Source organism: Pseudomonas sp. IAC-BECa141, from assembly GCF_020544405.1.
In the GTDB taxonomy this organism is placed as follows: Bacteria; Pseudomonadota; Gammaproteobacteria; order Pseudomonadales; family Pseudomonadaceae; genus Aquipseudomonas.
Map to the genome: position 1 here is coordinate 5,579,196 of NZ_CP065410.1, position 18,364 is coordinate 5,597,559.

Below are 18,364 nucleotides of genomic sequence, written 5' to 3' on the forward strand. Positions count from 1 at the left end.
GCAGACAAAAAAAATCGCAGCCCAACGCTGCGATTTTTTTCGCCTAGCGAAAATCCCGCCGTTCGCGAATCAACCTGTAGGCATTGTGCAATTCGCGGGTCCTCTCGGTGGCCTCGCGCACCTGCGCCGGCGTGGCGCCGGTCCCGGCTACCTTGTCCGGGTGATGCCGGCTGAGCAAGCGTCGGTAGGCACGCTTGATCTGCGCCGGTTCGCTGGTGGCCGATACGCCGAGCAGGCGCATCGCCTCCTGATAACTCACCGCGGCGCTGACGATCGGACGCTTGTGCGGCTCATAATCCGCCGCCAACGCCTGGATCTGGTGCGTCGTCCAGCCCAGCCACTTGCCCCACTGCGCCAGCAATTCACGCTCGCTGACACCGGCCCGGCCATCAGCCCAGACCATTCGCCAGCAGGCGCGCAACACGCCTTCAGCCGCATGGGGTTGAGCGCTTAACCGACGCAGATAACCGCGCAGATTGTCGTTGCCGGACTTGCCGCGATTGAACGCGGCAATCGCCCGGCGCTGTGCCGGCTCGCTCATTTCCAGCGAGTGCATCTCCTGACGCGCCTGCTGGATGTGACCGTCCGTGACCCGCCCGTCGCTCTTGGCCAGACGCCCGAGCAACACGAACAACAGTTCGTCGTTGCGCAGCATCGGCCGACCGCCGAGTTTTTCCCGCAAATGCCCCCAGCTCTGCAAATGAAGGCGCCGATCCAGCGCCTGCCCCAACAAAGCACCCAGCATGGCCCCCGGAATGCTGGCGATAGCAAAACCCGCTCCGGCTCCAATCAGAGTCCCTGGCCACAACATATCAGCGACTCGCTTCTATCAAGGCTTCAGCTTCGGCCAAACGCTGGTGCGTTCCGACATCAACCCAGTGACCTTTCAGCCGCTCGCCGGTCACCTGCCCGTCCGCCATGGCTTTACGCAGCAGCGGCGCCAGTTTGAAGGCACCTTCGCTGCAACCGTCGAACAACTGCGGATGCAATACAGCGATGCCGCTGTAGGTCAGGGTTGCCGCATCGGCCTGGCCATCACTCACCTGGCCGTCGGTCAGGGTGAAGTCGCCTGTCGGGTGATGGTCCGGGTTGTCTGCCAGCACCAGATGCGCCAGGCCGGTGATCGGCTGATGCAGCACGCTGAAGTCGTAATCGGTCCAGATGTCACCGTTGACCACCAGGAACGCGTCATCGCCCAACAGCGGCAAGGCACGGAAAATGCCGCCGCCGGTTTCCAGTGGCTCGCCCTCCGGCGAGTACTGGATCGACACGCCGAATCGCGAGCCATCGCCCAAGTGATCTTCGATCTGCTGTCCGAGCCAGGCATGGTTGATCACGATTTCATTGAAACCGGCCGCGGCCAGGGCTCGCAGGTGATATTCAATCAGCGGCACGCCCCCGGCTCGCACCAGCGGCTTGGGAGTGGTCAGGGTCAGCGGGCGCATGCGCTCGCCTTTGCCTGCCGCCAGAATCATTGCCTTCATGCCGTCACTCCACCACGCAGGCTGGCGATCAGTGCCTGCAGATCCGCCAGCTCGGGACGGCGCGCGATGACCGCTTCTATATAAGAGAAGAAACGCGGCACATCACCCAGGTAACGCGGCTTGCCGTCGCGATGGCAGATGCGGGCGAAGATGCCGATGACTTTCAGATGGCGCTGCACGCCCATCAGATCGCTGGCGCGCAGGAACTCTTCGAAGTCCGGCTGCACCGGAATGTTCAGCGCCGACGCCTGCTGCCAGTAGCTTTCCAGCCAGCCGCGCACACGTTCTTCAGGCCAGCTGAGGAATGCGTCCTTGAACAGGCAAGTCACGTCGTAGGTCACCGGACCATACACGGCGTCCTGGAAATCCAGCACGCCGGGATTCAGTTCGCTGAACATCAGGTTGCGCGGCATGTAGTCGCGGTGCACCAGCACTTTCGGCTGGGCCAGGGCGCTGTCGATCAGCAGCTCGCTGACCTTCTGCCACTGCTGCTGTTGGGTGGCATCGAACTCGACGCCCAGCTCGCGCTTCACGTACCACTCGGGGAACAGCTCCAGCTCGCGGCGCAACAACGCGACGTCATAGCTCGGCAGCGGCGCAACCATCGGCAACTGCTGAAAAGCCAGCAGCGCTTGCAAGGCATCGCTGAATAATGCGTCGGCATTTTCACTGTCGATAACGTCCAGATAGGTCTTGTTGCCCAGGTCATTGAGCAAAAGAAACCCGCGTTCGAGGTCTTCGGCATAAATTTTCGGCACGTTGATGCCGGATTTCGCCAGCAAAAAGGCGATATCCACGAACGGTTTGCAGTTTTCCTGCGGCGGCGGTGCGTCCATCACGACGAAGCTGCGACCCGCGCCTTCCCAGCGGAAATAGCGGCGGAAACTCGCGTCGCTGCTGGCCGCGGTCAATGTGGCCGGGGGTACGGCTCCCCAGCCCTGATCTGCGAAAAGGATTGCCAACTGTTCATCGAGCCAAACTTTCAGGTGTTGCAAGCGTACATCTTGATCAGGCATTGCAAGGGTCTCCGACGGCGCTAGCCGTCAAGCGGGTCATGCTTTATTATCCAGCATCTTTTTCAGACCATCGAGAGGCGTGCGGCCCACACCGCGGGCAGATGGCACGCAGGAAGCCCGGACTAATAAGATGGCATTGAAATCCCCCGCGTTTCGTAAAAAATTTCCGTTGTTGGTAACCGGCAGTCTGCTGGCTATGCAACCTCTGGCCAGTTCATTCGTTGTTGCCGCCGAGCAGTATGACTGCGCCGTCTCGGCAACGGGTGGCTGGGCCTGCTCGCCGAAGACACCGGCCGCTGCCTTGCCGCCGCGTCCCGTGCATGACGGCAGTGCCGTCAGCGCCGCCGGCGAAGCACCGGCCGAGAGCGGTTCCACCGCCGAGTCCGGGCCCAAGCCGGTACTGGTTACCGAATCCAAGGGCCGTGGCCTGAAATCCCGTAGCGAAGACTACAGTCACCTCGACTGGGTTCCGCGCGAGAAGCTCACCGCCGCCCAATTGGCCGAGACCGGTCCTTACTGCTCTGGTTCCTATATCGAACCGATTCGTCCTGGCATGAATGACAAGACGAATAAAAGTGACGCGCCGACCTTCATCGGTGCCAAGGCGTCGCGTTATCAGCAGGATTCGCAGGTCGCGAGTCTGGCCGGTGACGTGGTCATGCGTCAGGGCAGCATGCAGGTCGAAGCCGACGAGGCCAACCTGTATCAGGCCGAGAGCCGTGGCGAACTGGCCGGCAACGTGCGCATTCGCGACAACGGCGCGCTGATCGTCGGCGACCACGCCGACGTGCAGCTCGACACCGGTGAAGCCAAGGTCGATAACGCCGAATACGTGATGCACAAGTCGCGCATCCGCGGTAACGCGCTGTACGCCAAGCGTGCCGAAAACGCGATCATCCGTCTGAAGGACGGCACGTACACCACGTGCGAACCGAACAGCAACGCCTGGCAGCTCAAGGGCAACAACATCACCCTGAACCCTGCCACCGGCTTCGGTACCGCGACCAACGTGACGCTGCGGGTCAAGGACATTCCGGTTCTGTACACGCCGTACATCTACTTCCCGATCGACGATCGTCGTCAGTCGGGTTTCCTGCCGCCGACCATCGGCTCCGGCAGCGATACTGGCTTCATGCTGGTGACCCCGTACTACTTCAACCTGGCACCGAACTACGATGCCACGTTGTACCCGCGCTACATGAGCAAGCGCGGCATGCTGATGGAAGGCGAGTTCCGCTATCTGACCAAGTCGAGCGAAGGCCAGTTCGGTGCGGCGTACCTCAACGACGAGGACGACGAACGCAAGGGCCAGACCGACTACGACAAGACTCGCTACATGTACAACTGGCAACACAAGGGTGGTCTGGACTCCCGCGTGTTCACCCAGGTGGATTACACCAAGATCAGCGATCCGTATTACTTCCAGGATCTGCAGACCGACCAGATCGGCGTGAAAAGCGCCGACTACGTGAACCAGCAGGGCTCGGTTACCTACCGTGGCGACAGCTACACCGCCCGCTTGAATGCCCAGGCGTACCAGCTGGCGACCGTATCGAACATCACGCCGTATGACCGCCTGCCGCAGATCACCTTCAATGGTCAGCTGCCGTATCACCCGGAAGGCCTGAATTTCGATTACGAGACCGAGATCGTCCGGTTTGATCGCGATCTGAAAAACGGCGACTTCGTGAATGAAGACGGCACTGTCGAGCCTCGCCTCGACAACAACGTGGTCGGCCTCGCTCGCGCCAATGGCGATCGTCTGAATCTGAAACCAGGTGTCAGCCTGCCGATGAACTGGACTTATGGGTTCTTGAAGCCATCGCTCAAGTACCAATACACCCAGTATCAGCTTGATCTGGATCAGCGAGGTAAAAGTACGTTGCTGGCCGATGAAAAGTTCGGCAGCAGCCAGAGCCGTGGCGTGCCAATTGCCAGTATCGACGGCGGCCTCTACTTCGACCGCAACACCCAATGGTTCGGCAAGGACTACCGTCAGACTCTAGAGCCACGCCTGTTCTATCTCTATGTACCAGAGAAAGACCAGTCGGACATTCCGGTATTCGACACCAGCGAGTACACCTTTAACTACGCCTCGTTGTTCCGCGACAACCGCTTCTCCGGCTCCGACCGTGTCGGCGACGAGAACAAGCTGTCGCTGGGCGTGACCAGTCGCTGGATCGAAGATGACGGCTTCGAACGTCAACGCATCAGCGTCGGCCAGGCGCTGTACTTCAAGGATCGCAAGGTTCAATTGCCAGGCATCGCGTTCAATGATCGCGACGACGCAAAATCCAGCGTTTCCCCGTACGCCCTGGAATACGAATACCGCTGGAACCGCGACTGGCGCACCACGGCCGATTACAACTGGGATCCGGACAGCCGCAGCCCTCGTTCAGGCAGCGCGATGTTCCACTACCAGCCTGAAGACAACCCGAACAAGGTGGTCAACGTCGGCTATCGCTATCGCAACGACCAGGTCCGTTACGACCAGAACACCGGTAAATGGTCGGTGGGTGGTGGTGACTATGGCACTCCGGGCCAGCCTGGCTACGTGAAGGACTACTACAAGATCCAGCAGCATGATTTCTCGGTCATCTGGCCGATCGTTCCGCAGTGGAGCGCGATCAGCCGCTGGCAGTACGACTACAACCGCAATCGCACGCTGGAAGCCTTCGGTGGTTTCGAATATGACAACTGCTGCTGGAAACTGCGCCTGATCAACCGTTACTGGGTCAGCTATGACGAATTCAGTCAGAACGCCCCGGAAAACGAAAAAGGCGACCACGGCGTCTTCCTCCAAATTGTTCTGAAGGGACTCGGCGGCCTCACTGGCGCCAAGGTAGAGAGCTTCCTCGACAAAGGCATCCAAGGTTATCGTCAACGTGAAGACCAAGCTTTCTGATTGTCTGCGCCCGCTGATGCTGGGCGCGCTGTTCCTGGGTACCGCGGCAAACGCCGCGGTACAGCCCATCGACAAAGTGGTGGCCATCGTCGACAACGACGTGGTCATGCAGAGCCAGCTGGACCAGCGTGTCCACGAAGTTCAGCAAACCATCGCCAAGCGTGGCGGCGGCTTGCCGCCTCCGGGCGTACTGGATCAGCAGGTGCTCGAGCGCCTGATTATCGAAAATCTGCAACTGCAGATCGGCGAACGTTCCGGTATTCGCATCACCGATGAAGAGCTGAACCAGGCAGTCGGCACCATTGCCCAGCGCAACAACATGACCCCGGAGCAGTTCCGCGTCGCGCTGTCCCGTGATGGCCTGTCCTATGAGGATGCTCGCGAGCAGATCCGCCGCGAAATGGTCATTAGCCGTGTGCGTCAGCGCCGCGTGGCCGAGCGCATTCAGGTATCGGAACAGGAAGTGAAGAACTTCCTCGCCTCCGACCTGGGCAAGATGCAACTGTCCGAAGAGCTGCACCTGGCCAACATCCTGATCCCGACCCCGGAAAGCGCCAACTCCGAAGCGATTCAGAGTGCAGCACGCAAGGCGATGGAGGTTTACCAGCAGCTCAAGCAAGGTGCTGACTTCGGCCAGATGGCCGTGGCCAACTCCGCCAGTGACAACGCGCTGGAAGGCGGCGATATGGGCTGGCGTAAAGCCGCTCAATTGCCACCGCCGTTCGATCGCGAACTGAGCGCCATGTCGCCGGGCGACATCACTCAACCGGCACGCACTCCAGGTGGTTTCATCATCCTGAAGCTGCTGGAAAAACGCGGCGGTGGAAGCCAGATGCGCGACGAAGTGCATGTGCGCCACATTCTGGTCAAGCCAAGTCCGGTTCGCGACGAAGCCAAGACCAAGGAACTGGCTCAGTCGCTCTATAACCGCATCGAAGCTGGCGAAGACTTCGCTGAACTGGCGAAAAAATATTCGGAAGACCCGGGGTCCGCTCTTAACGGCGGCGACCTGAACTGGATCGACCCGAACGCACTGGTACCGGAATTCCGCGCTGTGATGGCCAAGTCCCCGCAGGGTCAGCTGTCCAAGCCGTTCCAGACCCAGTACGGCTGGCACGTTCTGGAAGTCCTTGGCCGTCGCGCCACCGACAGCACCGAACAGGCCCGCGAGCAGCAGGCGATGACCGTATTGCGTAACCGCAAATACGACGAAGAGCTGCAAACCTGGCTGCGTCAGATCCGTGACGAAGCGTACGTAGAGATCAAACTCCCTGGTGCAGACCAGGCAGCGCAGTGAAACCCAAGCGTTTCGCGCTGACACCCGGCGAACCAGCCGGCATCGGTCCCGACCTGTGCCTGCTGCTCGCCTCGCAAGCCCAGCCACATCCCCTGATTGCCATCAGCAGCCGCGACCTGCTCCAAGAGCGGGCCGCGCAGCTGGGGCTGGCTGTCAGCTTGCTGGAAGTGACACCTGACAACTGGCCGGACGCTCCGGCGCCCGCCAACAGCCTGTACGTCTGGGATACTCCGCTCAGCGCCCCCGTGGTCGCCGGGCAACTGGACAAGGCCAACGCCGCATTCGTCCTCGAAACCCTGACCCGCGCCGGCAATGGTTGCCTGAACGGTGACTTCGCCGGGATGATCACCGCTCCGGTTCACAAGGGTGTAATCAACGAGTCGGGCATCGCGTTTTCCGGTCACACCGAATTTCTCGCCGACCTGACCCACACCGCCCAAGTGGTGATGATGCTCGCCACCCGCGGTTTGCGCGTGGCGCTGGTCACCACTCACCTGCCCTTGCGCGACATCGCCGATGCGATCACGCCGGAGCGGCTGGAACGGGTCACGCGGATTCTGCACGCCGATCTGCAACAAAAATTCGGCATCGCCCAACCGCGCATCCTGGTCTGCGGACTCAACCCGCACGCCGGTGAAGGCGGTCATCTGGGCCATGAAGAAATCGACATCATCGAACCCACATTGGAGCGCCTGCGCGGCGAGGGCATGGACCTTCGTGGCCCGCTGCCTGCCGACACTCTGTTTACCCCCAAATATCTGGAGCACTGCGACGCGGTGCTGGCGATGTACCACGACCAGGGCCTGCCCGTGCTGAAATACAAAGGCTTCGGCGCAGCGGTCAATGTGACCCTGGGCCTGCCGATCATTCGCACGTCGGTCGACCATGGCACTGCCCTGGATCTGGCCGGCAGCGGCAAGATCGACACCGGCAGCCTGCAAGTCGCCCTGGAAACCGCCTACCAGATGGCCGAGACCCGTTTATGACCGAGCAATACCAACACAAGGCGCGCAAACGCTTTGGCCAGAACTTCCTGCACGATGCCGGCGTCATCGACCGCATCCTGCGCTCCATCAGTGCCAAGGCCGGCGACCGCATGCTGGAAATCGGACCGGGCCAGGGCGCATTGACCGCCGGCATCCTCAACTCCGGTGCCCAGCTGGACGTGGTGGAGCTGGACAAGGACCTGATCCCGATCCTCAACCAGCAGTTCGCCGGCAAGAGCAATTTCAACCTGCATCAGGGCGATGCGCTGAAGTTCGACTTCAACAGCCTGAACGCTGCGCCGAACAGCCTGCGCGTGGTCGGCAACCTGCCGTACAACATCTCCACGCCGCTGATTTTCCACCTGCTGAACAACGCCGGCATCATCCGCGACATGCACTTCATGTTGCAGAAGGAAGTGGTCGAACGTCTGGCCGCAGGTCCTGGCGGCGGCGATTGGGGCCGTCTGTCGATCATGGTTCAGTACCACTGCCGGGTCGAACACCTGTTTAACGTCGGCCCGGGCGCATTCAATCCGCCGCCGAAAGTCGACTCGGCGATCGTCCGCCTGGTACCGCACGCGGTGCTGCCGCATCCCGCCAAGGATCATCGCCTGCTCGAGCGCGTGGTACGCGAAGCCTTCAACCAGCGTCGCAAGACCTTGCGCAACACCCTCAAGCAGTTACTGAGCAACGCCGAGATCGAAGCCGCCGGCGTCGATGGCAGCCTGCGCCCCGAGCAACTCGACCTGGCCGCGTTTGTGCGTTTGGCTGACAAGCTCGCCGAACAGCCGGGGAAAGCGCCTGAAGCCGACTGACCGGTAATCATCGCTATCGGGCGGAACCCCGACTCTGGTCTACTGCCCGATACTTGCCTAGACTGAACCCCAATCAGCTACGCCCCGCGTCCCGCTTCGTTTTTAAGGCCTTTTGCATGTCCGATCCTCGCTACCAGGTCGATGTCAGTGTCGTTACCCACTATCTGGCAGACCAATCGCAACCCGAGCACGAGCGCTTTGCCTTCGCCTACACCATCACCGTGCAGAACAATGGCGAGCAACCGGCCCGCCTGATGTCGCGCCATTGGGTCATCACCGATGGCGACGGGCATGTCGAAGAAGTGCGCGGCGCCGGTGTGGTCGGCCAGCAACCGCTGATCGGCGCTGGCAAAAGCCACACCTACAGCAGTGGCACGGTGATGACCACCAAGGTCGGCACCATGCAAGGCAGCTACGAAATGGTCGCCGACGACGGCAAGCATTTCGATGCGATCATCAAGCCCTTTCGCCTCGCCGTTCCCGGAGCGCTGCACTGATGGCGACGTATGCCGTCGGCGACCTTCAAGGCTGCCTCGAACCGCTCAAGTGCCTGCTCAAACAGGTCGCGTTCGACCCGGCCCTGGATCGCCTGTGGCTGGTCGGCGATCTGGTCAACCGCGGCCCGCAGTCACTGGAAACCCTGCGCTTCCTTTATGGCATGCGCGACTCCCTGGTCTGCGTCCTCGGCAATCACGATCTGCACCTGCTTGCAGCGGCGAAGAACATCGAGCGGATGAAAAAATCCGACACGCTGCGTGAAATCCTTGAAGCGCCCGACTGCGCCGACCTGATGGAATGGCTGCGCCAGCAGAAACTCATGCACTACGACGAGCAGCGCGAAGTGGCCATGGTGCACGCGGGCATTGCGCCGCAATGGTCGCTGCGCAAGGCGCTCAAGTACGCTGAAGAAGTCGAGACTGCGCTGCGTGATGACAACCTGCTTCCGCTCTTCCTCGACGGCATGTACGGCAATGAGCCGGCGAAATGGGACAGCGGCCTGAAAGGCGTGACACGCCTGCGAGTCATCACCAATTACTTCACCCGCATGCGTTTCTGCACAGCCGAAGGCAAGCTCGACCTCAAGACCAAGGAAGGCCTCGACACCGCGCCAGCGGGCTACAAACCCTGGTTCCAGCACAAGGAGCGCAAGACCCGCGGCCTGCGGATCATCTTCGGTCACTGGGCGGCGCTGGAAGGCAACGTGCTCGAGCCAGGCATTTCAGCCCTGGACACCGGTTGCGTGTGGGGCGGCAGCCTGACCCTGATGAACGTCGACAGCGGCGAACGCCTGTCATGCAAATGCGACGACCACGGGGCCGTCCTGCCCACCGTCGCGCCACTGATCACCGAATCTTCTCCCGTCAGCGCCCCGCGCTAGACTGCGATTTCAGCCGAGCCACAGGAGCCCGCCATGAGCGAATTCAAACGTATCCCACCGGAACAGGCCCAGGCCCTGCGCGAGCAAGGCGCGGTGGTCGTCGACGTCCGTGACCCGGCAACATTTGCCGCACTGCACATCAGCGGCTCGAAGCATCTGGACAATCATTCCCTCCATGCTTTCATTCAGGGCGCCGACCTCGATGCCCCCACCGTCGTAGTCTGCTACCACGGCAACTCGAGCCAGAGTGCCGCCGCGTATCTTGTGAGCCAGGGCTTCTCCGACGTCTACAGCATGGACGGCGGCTTCGAACTGTGGCGTACGACTTTTCCGTCGGAAACCGCGCAAGGCACCTCCGAATAATTTTTTTGTAACGTGCAAGCCCCGGCTCCCGTGGGCTCGCGCGGTGGCAGACGAACGGTCTGCCACAACTAATTACGTATCTCGCCTTTACCTCCCGAATTCCCAACTATCCTTAAGCCCAGGCCATCCAAAACAGGGGAGAGCCGGTACACCGGCGCACGGGTCATCGGGAGTGACTTTCGCGATTTTCGATCGTGGAAGGGTTCTGGGGGGTAAACAACAGCTGCCATTGCAGCTGCTTGCCAGCATCGACTGAGTGATCCGGCGTCGGCTCCACGTATCGAGCGAGGTGACGTCATGAGTATCTTTAGCCACTTCCAACAACGCTTCGAGTCCACACGCCAGGAAGAATTCTCCCTGCAGGAGTACCTGGAACTGTGCAAAAAGGATCGCAGTGCCTACGTTTCCGCCGCCGAGCGTCTGTTAATGGCCATCGGCGAACCGGAATTGCTCGACACCTCGACCAATTCGAGGCTGTCGCGAATCTTTTCCAACAAGGTGATCCGTCGCTATCCGGCCTTTGAAGACTTCCACGGGATGGAAGAATGCATTGACCAGATCGTGTCGTATTTCCGCCATGCGGCCCAAGGCCTGGAAGAGAAGAAACAGATCCTCTATCTGCTCGGCCCCGTCGGCGGCGGTAAATCGTCCCTGGCCGAGAAGCTGAAACAACTGATGGAAAAAGTGCCCTTCTATGCCATCAAGGGCTCGCCGGTATTCGAATCGCCACTGGGTCTGTTCAACGCCACCGAAGATGGCGCGATCCTCGAAGAGGACTTCGGCATTCCACGGCGCTACCTGAACACCATCATGTCGCCTTGGGCCACCAAGCGTCTGGCCGAATTCGGCGGCGACATCAGCCAGTTCCGCGTGGTCAAGCTGTACCCGTCGATTCTCAACCAGATCGCCGTCGCCAAGACCGAACCGGGTGACGAAAACAACCAGGACATTTCCGCGCTGGTGGGCAAGGTCGATATCCGCAAACTCGAAGAATTCCCGCAGAACGACGCCGACGCCTACAGCTACTCCGGTGCGCTGTGCCGGGCCAACCAGGGCCTGATGGAATTCGTCGAAATGTTCAAGGCACCGATCAAGGTGCTCCATCCATTGCTGACCGCCACGCAAGAAGGCAACTACAACAGTACCGAAGGCCTCGGCGCGATTCCGTTCACCGGGATTCTGCTAGCCCACTCCAACGAATCGGAGTGGCACACCTTCCGCAACAACAAGAACAACGAAGCCTTCATCGACCGGATCTACATCGTCAAGGTGCCGTACTGCCTGCGGGTCAGTGACGAGGTGAAGATCTACGACAAGCTGCTGTTCAACAGCTCACTGTCCAAGGCGCATTGCGCGCCGGATACCCTGAAGATGCTCGCGCAGTTCACCGTACTGTCGCGCCTGAAAGAGCCGGAAAACTCCAACATCTACTCCAAGATGCGCGTGTATGACGGCGAAAACCTCAAGGACACCGATCCGAAGGCCAAGTCGATCCAGGAATACCGCGATGCAGCGGGCGTCGATGAAGGCATGAACGGTCTGTCGACCCGGTTTGCGTTCAAGATCCTGTCCAAGGTATTCAACTTCGATCCGCATGAAATCGCTGCCAACCCGGTACACCTGCTCTATGTGCTGGAACAGCAGATCGAACAGGAACAGTTCCAGGCCGAAACCCGCGAACGCTATCTGCGCTACCTGAAAGAGTACCTGGCGCCGCGTTATATCGAATTTATCGGCAAGGAGATCCAGACCGCCTACCTCGAGTCCTACAGCGAGTACGGCCAGAACATCTTCGACCGCTACGTGCTGTATGCGGACTTCTGGATTCAGGATCAGGAATACCGCGATCCGGAAACCGGCGAGATCCTCAACCGCGTCGCCCTCAACGAGGAGCTGGAAAAAATCGAGAAACCGGCCGGTATCAGCAATCCGAAGGATTTCCGCAACGAAATCGTCAACTTCGTATTGCGCGCCCGGGCCAACAACAACGGCAAGAACCCGACCTGGCTCAGCTACGAAAAACTGCGGGTGGTTATCGAGAAGAAAATGTTCTCGAACACCGAGGACCTGCTGCCAGTCATCAGCTTCAATGCCAAGGCCAGCAAAGAGGATCAACAGAAACACAACGACTTCGTTACACGAATGGTCGAACGCGGCTACACCGACAAACAGGTACGACTGCTTTCCGAGTGGTATCTGCGGGTCAGAAAGTCACAGTAAACCGCGGCCGGTCAGACCGGTTGTCGTCAGCCCGAGGCCTGTGCCCGCATTTTCTGCTACACAGGCCTCTGGAAGGTGTTCGAAAGGCGGTAGCGAGGTTCAGGCAGCACCCAAAGCGCTTGGGGGAGCGTGTACGTCCCTTGGCATTCGGTTCAATGCTGCATGACCGCTCGCCCCTTTGCAGGACAGCTTCTAAGGAGCAGTCATGAGCTATGTGATCGACCGACGTCTCAATGGCAAGAACAAGAGCACGGTGAACCGTCAGCGGTTCCTGCGGCGTTACCGTGACCACATCAAGAAGGCTGTCGAAGAGGCGGTCAGCCGGCGTTCCATTACCGATATGGAGCACGGCGAGCAAATCAGCATTCCCGGTCGCGATATCGACGAACCGGTGCTTCACCATGGTCGCGGCGGCAAGCAGACCGTGGTTCACCCCGGCAACAAGGAATTTACCGCTGGCGAACACATCGCCCGTCCGCCCGGAGGCGGAGGTGGCCGTGGGCCGGGCAAGGCCGGTAACTCTGGCGAAGGCATGGACGAGTTCGTCTTCCAGATCACCCAGGAAGAATTCCTCGAATTCATGTTCGAGGATCTCGAACTGCCGAACCTGGTCAAGCGCAACCTGACCGGTACCGACACCTTCAAGACCGTACGCGCAGGGATCAGTAACGAAGGCAATCCGTCGCGGATCAACATTATTCGCACCCTGCGTTCTGCTCATGCGCGGCGCATTGCCCTGTCGGGCAGCAGCCGCGCCAAACTGCGTGAAGTCAAAGAGGAACTGGCGCGACTCAAACGCGAAGAGCCGGATAACTTCGGCGATATTCAGGATCTCGAGGCGGAAATCGAAAAACTCAGCGCGCGCATCCACCGCGTGCCATTCCTCGATACTTTCGACCTCAAGTACAACCTGTTGATCAAGCAGCCAAACCCCAGTTCGAAAGCCGTGATGTTCTGCCTGATGGACGTTTCCGGCTCCATGACCCAGGCGACCAAGGACATCGCCAAACGGTTTTTCATTCTGTTGTACCTGTTCCTCAAGCGGAACTACGACAAGATCGACGTGGTGTTCATCCGCCACCACACTAGCGCACGTGAAGTGGATGAAGAGGAGTTTTTCTACTCCCGCGAAACCGGCGGCACCATCGTCTCCAGTGCCCTGAAACTGATGCAGGAGATCATGGCCGAGCGCTATCCGAGCAACGAGTGGAACATCTACGCCGCCCAGGCTTCCGACGGCGATAACTGGAACGATGACTCGCCGATCTGCCGCGACATCCTGATCAACCAGATCATGCCGTTCGTGCAGTACTACACTTACGTGGAGATCACCCCGCGCGAACATCAGGCCTTGTGGTACGAGTACGAACGCATCGCCGAAGCCTTTTCCGACACTTTTGCCCAGCAACAACTGGTCTCGGCCGGGGATATCTATCCGGTCTTCCGTGAACTCTTCCAGCGCAGGTTAGTGACATGACCGCCAAGACCGCCAAAGAGCAGAAGCGCCAACCCATATCCACCGGCTCGGAATGGACCTTCGAGCTGATCCAGGCGTACGACCGCGAAATCGCCCGCATCGCGGCCGGCTACGCCCTGGATACCTACCCTAACCAGATAGAAGTGATCACCGCCGAACAGATGATGGACGCCTACGCTTCGGTCGGCATGCCGCTTGGCTATCACCATTGGTCCTATGGCAAGCATTTCCTCAGCACCGAGAAATCCTACAGTCGCGGGCAGATGGGGCTGGCGTACGAGATCGTGATCAACTCGGACCCGTGCATCGCTTACCTGATGGAAGAAAACACCATCTGCATGCAGGCACTGGTGGTTGCGCATGCCTGCTACGGCCACAACAGTTTCTTCAAGGGCAACTATCTGTTCCGCACCTGGACCGATGCCAGTTCGATCATCGATTACCTGGTGTTCGCCAAGCAGTACATCATGCAGTGCGAGGAGCGCCACGGGATCGACGCCGTGGAGGATCTGCTCGACTCCTGCCACGCCCTGATGAACTACGGTGTCGACCGCTACAAACGTCCGTATCCGATTTCCGCCGAGGAAGAACGGCGTCGGCAGAAGGATCGCGAAGAGCATCTGCAGAAGCAGATCAACGACCTGTGGCGCACCATCCCCAAAGGCGCGGACAAGTACAGCGACAAGGACAACGCACGCTTCCCGGCCGAACCGCAGGAAAACATTCTGTATTTCATCGAGAAACACGCCCCGCTGCTGGAGCCCTGGCAACGCGAGATCGTGCGGATCGTGCGCAAGATCGCTCAGTATTTCTATCCACAGCGCCAGACCCAGGTGATGAACGAAGGCTGGGCGACGTTCTGGCACTACACGCTGATGAATGACCTGTATGACGAGGGCTTGGTGACGGACGGCTTCATGATGGAGTTCTTGACGTCCCACACCAGCGTGGTATTCCAGCCTGGGTTCGACAGCCCTTATTACAACGGCATCAACCCGTATGCGCTGGGGTTTGCGATGTATCGCGACATCCGTCGCATGTGCGAAGAGCCCACGGAAGAAGACCGTCGCTGGTTCCCGGAAATCGCCGGCAGCGACTGGCTGTCGACCATCAAGTTCGCCATGAGCAGCTTCAAGGATGAGAGCTTCATCCTGCAGTACCTGTCACCCAAGGTGATCCGCGACCTTAAGCTGTTCAGCATTCTCGATGACGATCAGAAAGACGACTTGCTGGTGCCCGCCATTCATGACGAGGGCGGTTACCGGATCATTCGCGAGACCCTGGCCGCGCAATACAACCTGGGCAACCGCGAACCGAACGTGCAGATCTACAGCATCGACCGCCGCGGCGACCGCTCGCTGACCCTGCGCCACCAGCAGCACGACCGCAAACCGCTGGGTGATTCCACTGAGGAGGTCCTGAAACACCTGCATCGGCTGTGGGGCTTCGACATTCATCTGGAAACCCTGCAGGGCGACCAGATCATGAAGACCCATCACGTTCCACCCCGCAGCGAACATAGCGAGGGGGATTACGGTCGCCTCGACCTGGCCGTCATTCATCTTTGATCCCGTTCAGGCCTCCGAAAGTCCGGCGCAAGGGTTATCCTGTCGGGCCAAAGGAGGTTTTTTATGCAGATTTACAAGGTCGGCGGTGCGGTTCGTGATCGCCTGCTGGGCAAACCGGTCACGGATATCGATTGGGTGGTGGTCGGCGCGACGACAGAAGAAATGCTTGCCAAGGGGTTTCGCCCGGTCGGCGCGGACTTCCCGGTTTTCCTTCATCCGAAAAGCGGCGAGGAGTACGCCCTCGCCCGCACCGAGCGCAAGAGCGGTCGCGGTTATGGTGGTTTCACCTTTCACGCCAGCCCCGAAGTCACGCTTGAAGAAGACCTGATCCGCCGCGACCTGACGATCAACGCCATGGCCGAAGACGATCAGCAAAACCTGACTGATCCCTATCACGGCCAGCGCGATCTCGAAGAGCGGATTTTGCGCCACGTTTCCCCCGCATTTGCCGAAGATCCGCTCAGGGTTCTGCGCGTTGCGCGCTTTGCCGCCCGTTACGCGGCGCTCGGCTTCAAGGTCGCGCCCGAAACCCTGGAGCTGATGCGTCAGCTCAGCGAATCGGGTGAACTGGAAGCCCTTACGGCCGAACGCAGCTGGAAAGAGATTTCCCGCGCACTGATGGAAGATCAACCCCAAGTGTTCATTCAGGTGTTGCGCGATTGCGGCGCCTTGAAGGTACTGATGCCGGAGGTCGATGCCTTGTTCGGCGTACCGCAGCCGCAAGCCCATCACCCGGAAATCGACAGCGGCATTCACACCCTCAGCGTGCTTGAGCAGTCAGCCTTGCACAAACAGCCGCTGACCGTGCGCTGGGCCTGCCTGCTGCACGATCTCGGCAAAGGTCTGACCCCGCAAGAAGAATGGCCACGGCATATCGCCCATGAGCACAAAGGCCTGAAGTTGATCAAAGCGGTCAACGAGCGCTTCAAGGCACCGAAAGACTGTCAGGAACTGGCCTTGTTGGTCGGCCAATATCACACCCATGGGCATCGTGCCCTGGAATTGAAGGCTTCGACCTTGCTTGAGTTGCTGCAAAGCTTTGACGTTTACCGTCGACCACAGCGGTTCGAAGAATTCATCAGCGCGTGCGAAATGGATGCCCGAGGCCGCAAAGGGCTTGAACAGCGTAGTTATCCACAAGCGGATTACCTGCGCGGCGCGGCCAATGTGGCGCGCGGCGTGGCAGTGCAGCCGTTGCTGGAGAAGGGATTCAAGGGCCCGGAACTGGGCGAGGCACTCAAGCGCGAACGGCTCAAGGCATTGAAGGCTTACAAGGAGTCGGCGTCGTCCTGAAAACATTTGATCCGCCCCCCCCGAGGGCGGATCAAAATGTTCAAGACAAGTGTGAAGGCGTGAGTTGAGTACCACGCCACTCAAATCCGACCGGCGCCAGCACCTGATCGATCTGCGCTTCGGCCCACAATGTGGCGAAGCTTTTTCCCACACCCGGATGTACCCGATCCGGCGCAATCAAAGACAGCGGCCACAGCACAAAGGCATTTTTAAGAATTTCCGCACGGGGAAGAATCAGCCCGTCGAAGTTGCCCGTCAAATCGCCGTACAGCAATACGTCAATATCCAGCGGCAAGCCCTTGCGATCCGGCGCATAGCGACCGTTGTCCGCTTCTATGAATTTCAAGCGGCGATCCAGCTCGATCAACGGCAGATCGGTGAACGCCGATACCACGAAGTTGAAGAACGGCCCGCTCTTGATTCCCACCGGCTGGCTTTCGAATACAGGCGAGCAGCGGATATCCACCAGAAACGTGGACAAGGCATCCAGACCGGCCTGCAAATGGGTTTCGCGCTCGATATTGCTACCGAGCCCGAGGTAGACCTGGGTCAGCGGCATCCGCGCTCGATCTCCACTCCCACACCACCCTTGGCGGCCGGCACGGCGCCGGGCTTGGTCAGTTTGAGGCGCACCCAGGTGATCTTGAATTCGTTCATCAGCACTTCGACCAGACGCTCGGCGAAGGTCTCGACCAGTTGATACCGGGACTGCTCGGCAAAGGCCTGGATCCGCGTAGACACACTGGCGTAATCGAGCGCCAGGGTCAGGTCGTCACCGGCAGCGGCCGGGCGATTGTCCCAGGCGAAGCTCAAATCAAGACGCAGGCACTGTCGGATGCCGCGCTCCCAGTCGTAGGCACCGATAACGGTGTCGACTTCCAGGCCCTCGATAAACACTCTGTCCAAGCACTTCTCTCCGCTGCACGACAAGGGCGCAATGCGCCGTTAGAATCAGGGCGTCCTCGCCCGGAATAGTTAGCATGTTTTGGTTACTGGCGATCCTCGCCTACCTGCTCGGCTCTCTGTCCTTCGCCATTTTGCTCAGCCGCCTGACCGGAAATCCGGATCCGCGAATGAGTGGCTCGGGTAATGCCGGCGCCACCAACATGCTGCGCCTGGCCGGACGCAAACTCGCAATCCTGACCCTGCTGGGTGACCTGTGCAAAGGCCTGTTGCCGGTGCTGATTGCCTCGGCTGTGGGCCTTTCGCTGCAGGATCAGGCGTGGATCGGCGTCTGCGCCGTGATCGGTCACCTGTTCCCGCTGTACTTCCGCTTTCGCGGTGGCAAGGGCGTTGCCACGGCAGCCGGCATGCTGCTGGCCCTGTATCCACCCGCCGCGCTGCTGGCCGTATGCACCTGGCTGCTGACGTTCTACCTGACCCGCACCAGCTCGCTGGCGGCGCTGATCGCCACTCCGCTGACCCTGCCGTTGCTGGCCTGGCAGGAACCGGCAGCGCTATTGCCGATGAGCACGCTGACTCTGCTGATCGTCTGGCGCCACCGGGGCAATCTACGCGACCTGTTCGCCGGGCGCGAACGGCATTTTTAAATACCGCAAGTG

General features: G+C 60.0%; 17 protein-coding genes. 12 read left to right on the forward strand and 5 right to left on the reverse strand.

Features of this window, described 5'->3' with window-relative positions:
• Positions 1-43: 43 nt before the first annotated feature.
• Genes I5961_RS25650 through I5961_RS25660 form a run of 3 tightly spaced genes read right to left on the reverse strand, consistent with a single transcriptional unit; the run spans position 44 to position 2,500 of the window.
• The gene (locus tag I5961_RS25650) at positions 44-811 is read right to left on the reverse strand and encodes a TerB family tellurite resistance protein (protein ID WP_227233699.1); all 768 of its coding nucleotides are present in this window, start codon (positions 809-811) and stop codon (positions 44-46) included.
• A 1-nt stretch (position 812) separates the two neighbouring features.
• Complete coding sequence (gene murU / locus I5961_RS25655; protein ID WP_227233700.1) at positions 813-1,484, reverse strand: N-acetylmuramate alpha-1-phosphate uridylyltransferase MurU; 672 nt, start codon at positions 1,482-1,484, stop codon at positions 813-815.
• Complete coding sequence (locus tag I5961_RS25660; protein ID WP_227233701.1) at positions 1,481-2,500, reverse strand: aminoglycoside phosphotransferase family protein; 1,020 nt, start codon at positions 2,498-2,500, stop codon at positions 1,481-1,483. The genes murU and I5961_RS25660 overlap by 4 nt, the downstream gene beginning before the upstream one ends.
• Before the next feature lie 130 nt (positions 2,501-2,630).
• Between I5961_RS25660 and I5961_RS25665 the strand changes: the two genes are divergently transcribed.
• From I5961_RS25665 to I5961_RS25715, 11 genes are all read left to right on the forward strand, one after another.
• Entirely contained in the window at positions 2,631-5,405 is a 2,775-nt protein-coding gene (locus tag I5961_RS25665) for an LPS-assembly protein LptD (protein ID WP_085697712.1), read from the forward strand.
• Positions 5,386-6,702 carry a peptidylprolyl isomerase gene (locus I5961_RS25670; RefSeq protein ID WP_139832581.1) on the forward strand — a complete coding sequence of 439 codons (1,317 nt, stop codon included), beginning with the start codon at positions 5,386-5,388 and terminating at the stop codon, positions 6,700-6,702. Before I5961_RS25665 ends, I5961_RS25670 begins: the two co-directional genes overlap by 20 nt.
• The gene (gene pdxA, locus I5961_RS25675; protein WP_085702831.1) at positions 6,699-7,688 is read left to right on the forward strand and encodes a 4-hydroxythreonine-4-phosphate dehydrogenase PdxA; all 990 of its coding nucleotides are present in this window, start codon (positions 6,699-6,701) and stop codon (positions 7,686-7,688) included. The genes I5961_RS25670 and pdxA overlap by 4 nt, the downstream gene beginning before the upstream one ends.
• Positions 7,685-8,503: a 16S rRNA (adenine(1518)-N(6)/adenine(1519)-N(6))-dimethyltransferase RsmA gene (gene rsmA / locus I5961_RS25680; protein ID WP_085702832.1), complete on the forward strand. Its 819-nt coding sequence runs from the start codon at positions 7,685-7,687 to the stop codon at positions 8,501-8,503. Before pdxA ends, rsmA begins: the two co-directional genes overlap by 4 nt.
• Positions 8,504-8,619: 116 nt before the next feature.
• Entirely contained in the window at positions 8,620-9,000 is a 381-nt protein-coding gene (gene apaG / locus I5961_RS25685) for a Co2+/Mg2+ efflux protein ApaG (protein WP_011336209.1), read from the forward strand.
• A complete protein-coding gene (locus tag I5961_RS25690; protein WP_085697715.1) occupies positions 9,000-9,881 on the forward strand; it encodes a symmetrical bis(5'-nucleosyl)-tetraphosphatase in 882 nt (293 codons plus the stop codon). Before apaG ends, I5961_RS25690 begins: the two co-directional genes overlap by 1 nt.
• A 33-nt stretch (positions 9,882-9,914) precedes the next feature.
• Positions 9,915-10,244 carry a thiosulfate sulfurtransferase GlpE gene (gene glpE, locus I5961_RS25695; RefSeq protein ID WP_085702833.1) on the forward strand — a complete coding sequence of 110 codons (330 nt, stop codon included), beginning with the start codon at positions 9,915-9,917 and terminating at the stop codon, positions 10,242-10,244.
• Positions 10,245-10,541: 297 nt separating this feature from the next.
• The gene (locus tag I5961_RS25700; RefSeq protein ID WP_064599839.1) at positions 10,542-12,464 is read left to right on the forward strand and encodes a PrkA family serine protein kinase; all 1,923 of its coding nucleotides are present in this window, start codon (positions 10,542-10,544) and stop codon (positions 12,462-12,464) included.
• A gap of 205 nt (positions 12,465-12,669) precedes the next feature.
• Positions 12,670-13,941, forward strand: a complete 1,272-nt coding sequence (locus I5961_RS25705; RefSeq protein WP_007959907.1) for a YeaH/YhbH family protein — start codon at positions 12,670-12,672, stop codon at positions 13,939-13,941.
• Positions 13,938-15,509, forward strand: a complete 1,572-nt coding sequence (locus I5961_RS25710) for a SpoVR family protein (RefSeq protein WP_085688468.1) — start codon at positions 13,938-13,940, stop codon at positions 15,507-15,509. The genes I5961_RS25705 and I5961_RS25710 overlap by 4 nt, the downstream gene beginning before the upstream one ends.
• Before the next feature lie 63 nt (positions 15,510-15,572).
• Entirely contained in the window at positions 15,573-16,802 is a 1,230-nt protein-coding gene (locus I5961_RS25715) for a multifunctional CCA addition/repair protein (RefSeq protein WP_085697717.1), read from the forward strand.
• Positions 16,803-16,842: 40 nt separating this feature from the next.
• Here I5961_RS25715 and folK read toward each other — a convergent pair whose 3' ends face one another.
• Together folK and folB are read right to left on the reverse strand one after the other, a co-directional pair.
• Positions 16,843-17,361, reverse strand: a complete 519-nt coding sequence (folK, locus tag I5961_RS25720; protein WP_085697718.1) for a 2-amino-4-hydroxy-6-hydroxymethyldihydropteridine diphosphokinase — start codon at positions 17,359-17,361, stop codon at positions 16,843-16,845.
• The gene (gene folB, locus I5961_RS25725) at positions 17,352-17,708 is read right to left on the reverse strand and encodes a dihydroneopterin aldolase (RefSeq protein WP_085697719.1); all 357 of its coding nucleotides are present in this window, start codon (positions 17,706-17,708) and stop codon (positions 17,352-17,354) included. The genes folK and folB overlap by 10 nt, the downstream gene beginning before the upstream one ends.
• Before the next feature lie 74 nt (positions 17,709-17,782).
• Between folB and plsY the strand changes: the two genes are divergently transcribed.
• On the forward strand, positions 17,783-18,352 hold the full coding sequence (plsY, locus tag I5961_RS25730) for a glycerol-3-phosphate 1-O-acyltransferase PlsY (RefSeq protein WP_085697720.1): 570 nt from the start codon (positions 17,783-17,785) through the stop codon (positions 18,350-18,352).
• Positions 18,353-18,364: the final 12 nt, after the last annotated feature.

Coding starts and splice junctions, on each gene's coding strand:
- I5961_RS25710 (WP_085688468.1), top strand. CDS start 13,938: ATGACCGCCAAGACCGCCAAAGAGCAGAAGCGCCAACCCATATCCACC.
- glpE (WP_085702833.1), top strand. CDS start 9,915: ATGAGCGAATTCAAACGTATCCCACCGGAACAGGCCCAGGCCCTGCGC.
- I5961_RS25690 (WP_085697715.1), top strand. CDS start 9,000: ATGGCGACGTATGCCGTCGGCGACCTTCAAGGCTGCCTCGAACCGCTC.
- I5961_RS25705 (WP_007959907.1), top strand. CDS start 12,670: ATGAGCTATGTGATCGACCGACGTCTCAATGGCAAGAACAAGAGCACG.
- I5961_RS25700 (WP_064599839.1), top strand. CDS start 10,542: ATGAGTATCTTTAGCCACTTCCAACAACGCTTCGAGTCCACACGCCAG.
- murU (WP_227233700.1), bottom strand. CDS start 1,484: ATGAAGGCAATGATTCTGGCGGCAGGCAAAGGCGAGCGCATGCGCCCG.
- I5961_RS25660 (WP_227233701.1), bottom strand. CDS start 2,500: ATGCCTGATCAAGATGTACGCTTGCAACACCTGAAAGTTTGGCTCGAT.
- apaG (WP_011336209.1), top strand. CDS start 8,620: ATGTCCGATCCTCGCTACCAGGTCGATGTCAGTGTCGTTACCCACTAT.
- I5961_RS25715 (WP_085697717.1), top strand. CDS start 15,573: ATGCAGATTTACAAGGTCGGCGGTGCGGTTCGTGATCGCCTGCTGGGC.
- folK (WP_085697718.1), bottom strand. CDS start 17,361: ATGCCGCTGACCCAGGTCTACCTCGGGCTCGGTAGCAATATCGAGCGC.
- I5961_RS25650 (WP_227233699.1), bottom strand. CDS start 811: ATGTTGTGGCCAGGGACTCTGATTGGAGCCGGAGCGGGTTTTGCTATC.
- I5961_RS25665 (WP_085697712.1), top strand. CDS start 2,631: ATGGCATTGAAATCCCCCGCGTTTCGTAAAAAATTTCCGTTGTTGGTA.
- plsY (WP_085697720.1), top strand. CDS start 17,783: ATGTTTTGGTTACTGGCGATCCTCGCCTACCTGCTCGGCTCTCTGTCC.
- rsmA (WP_085702832.1), top strand. CDS start 7,685: ATGACCGAGCAATACCAACACAAGGCGCGCAAACGCTTTGGCCAGAAC.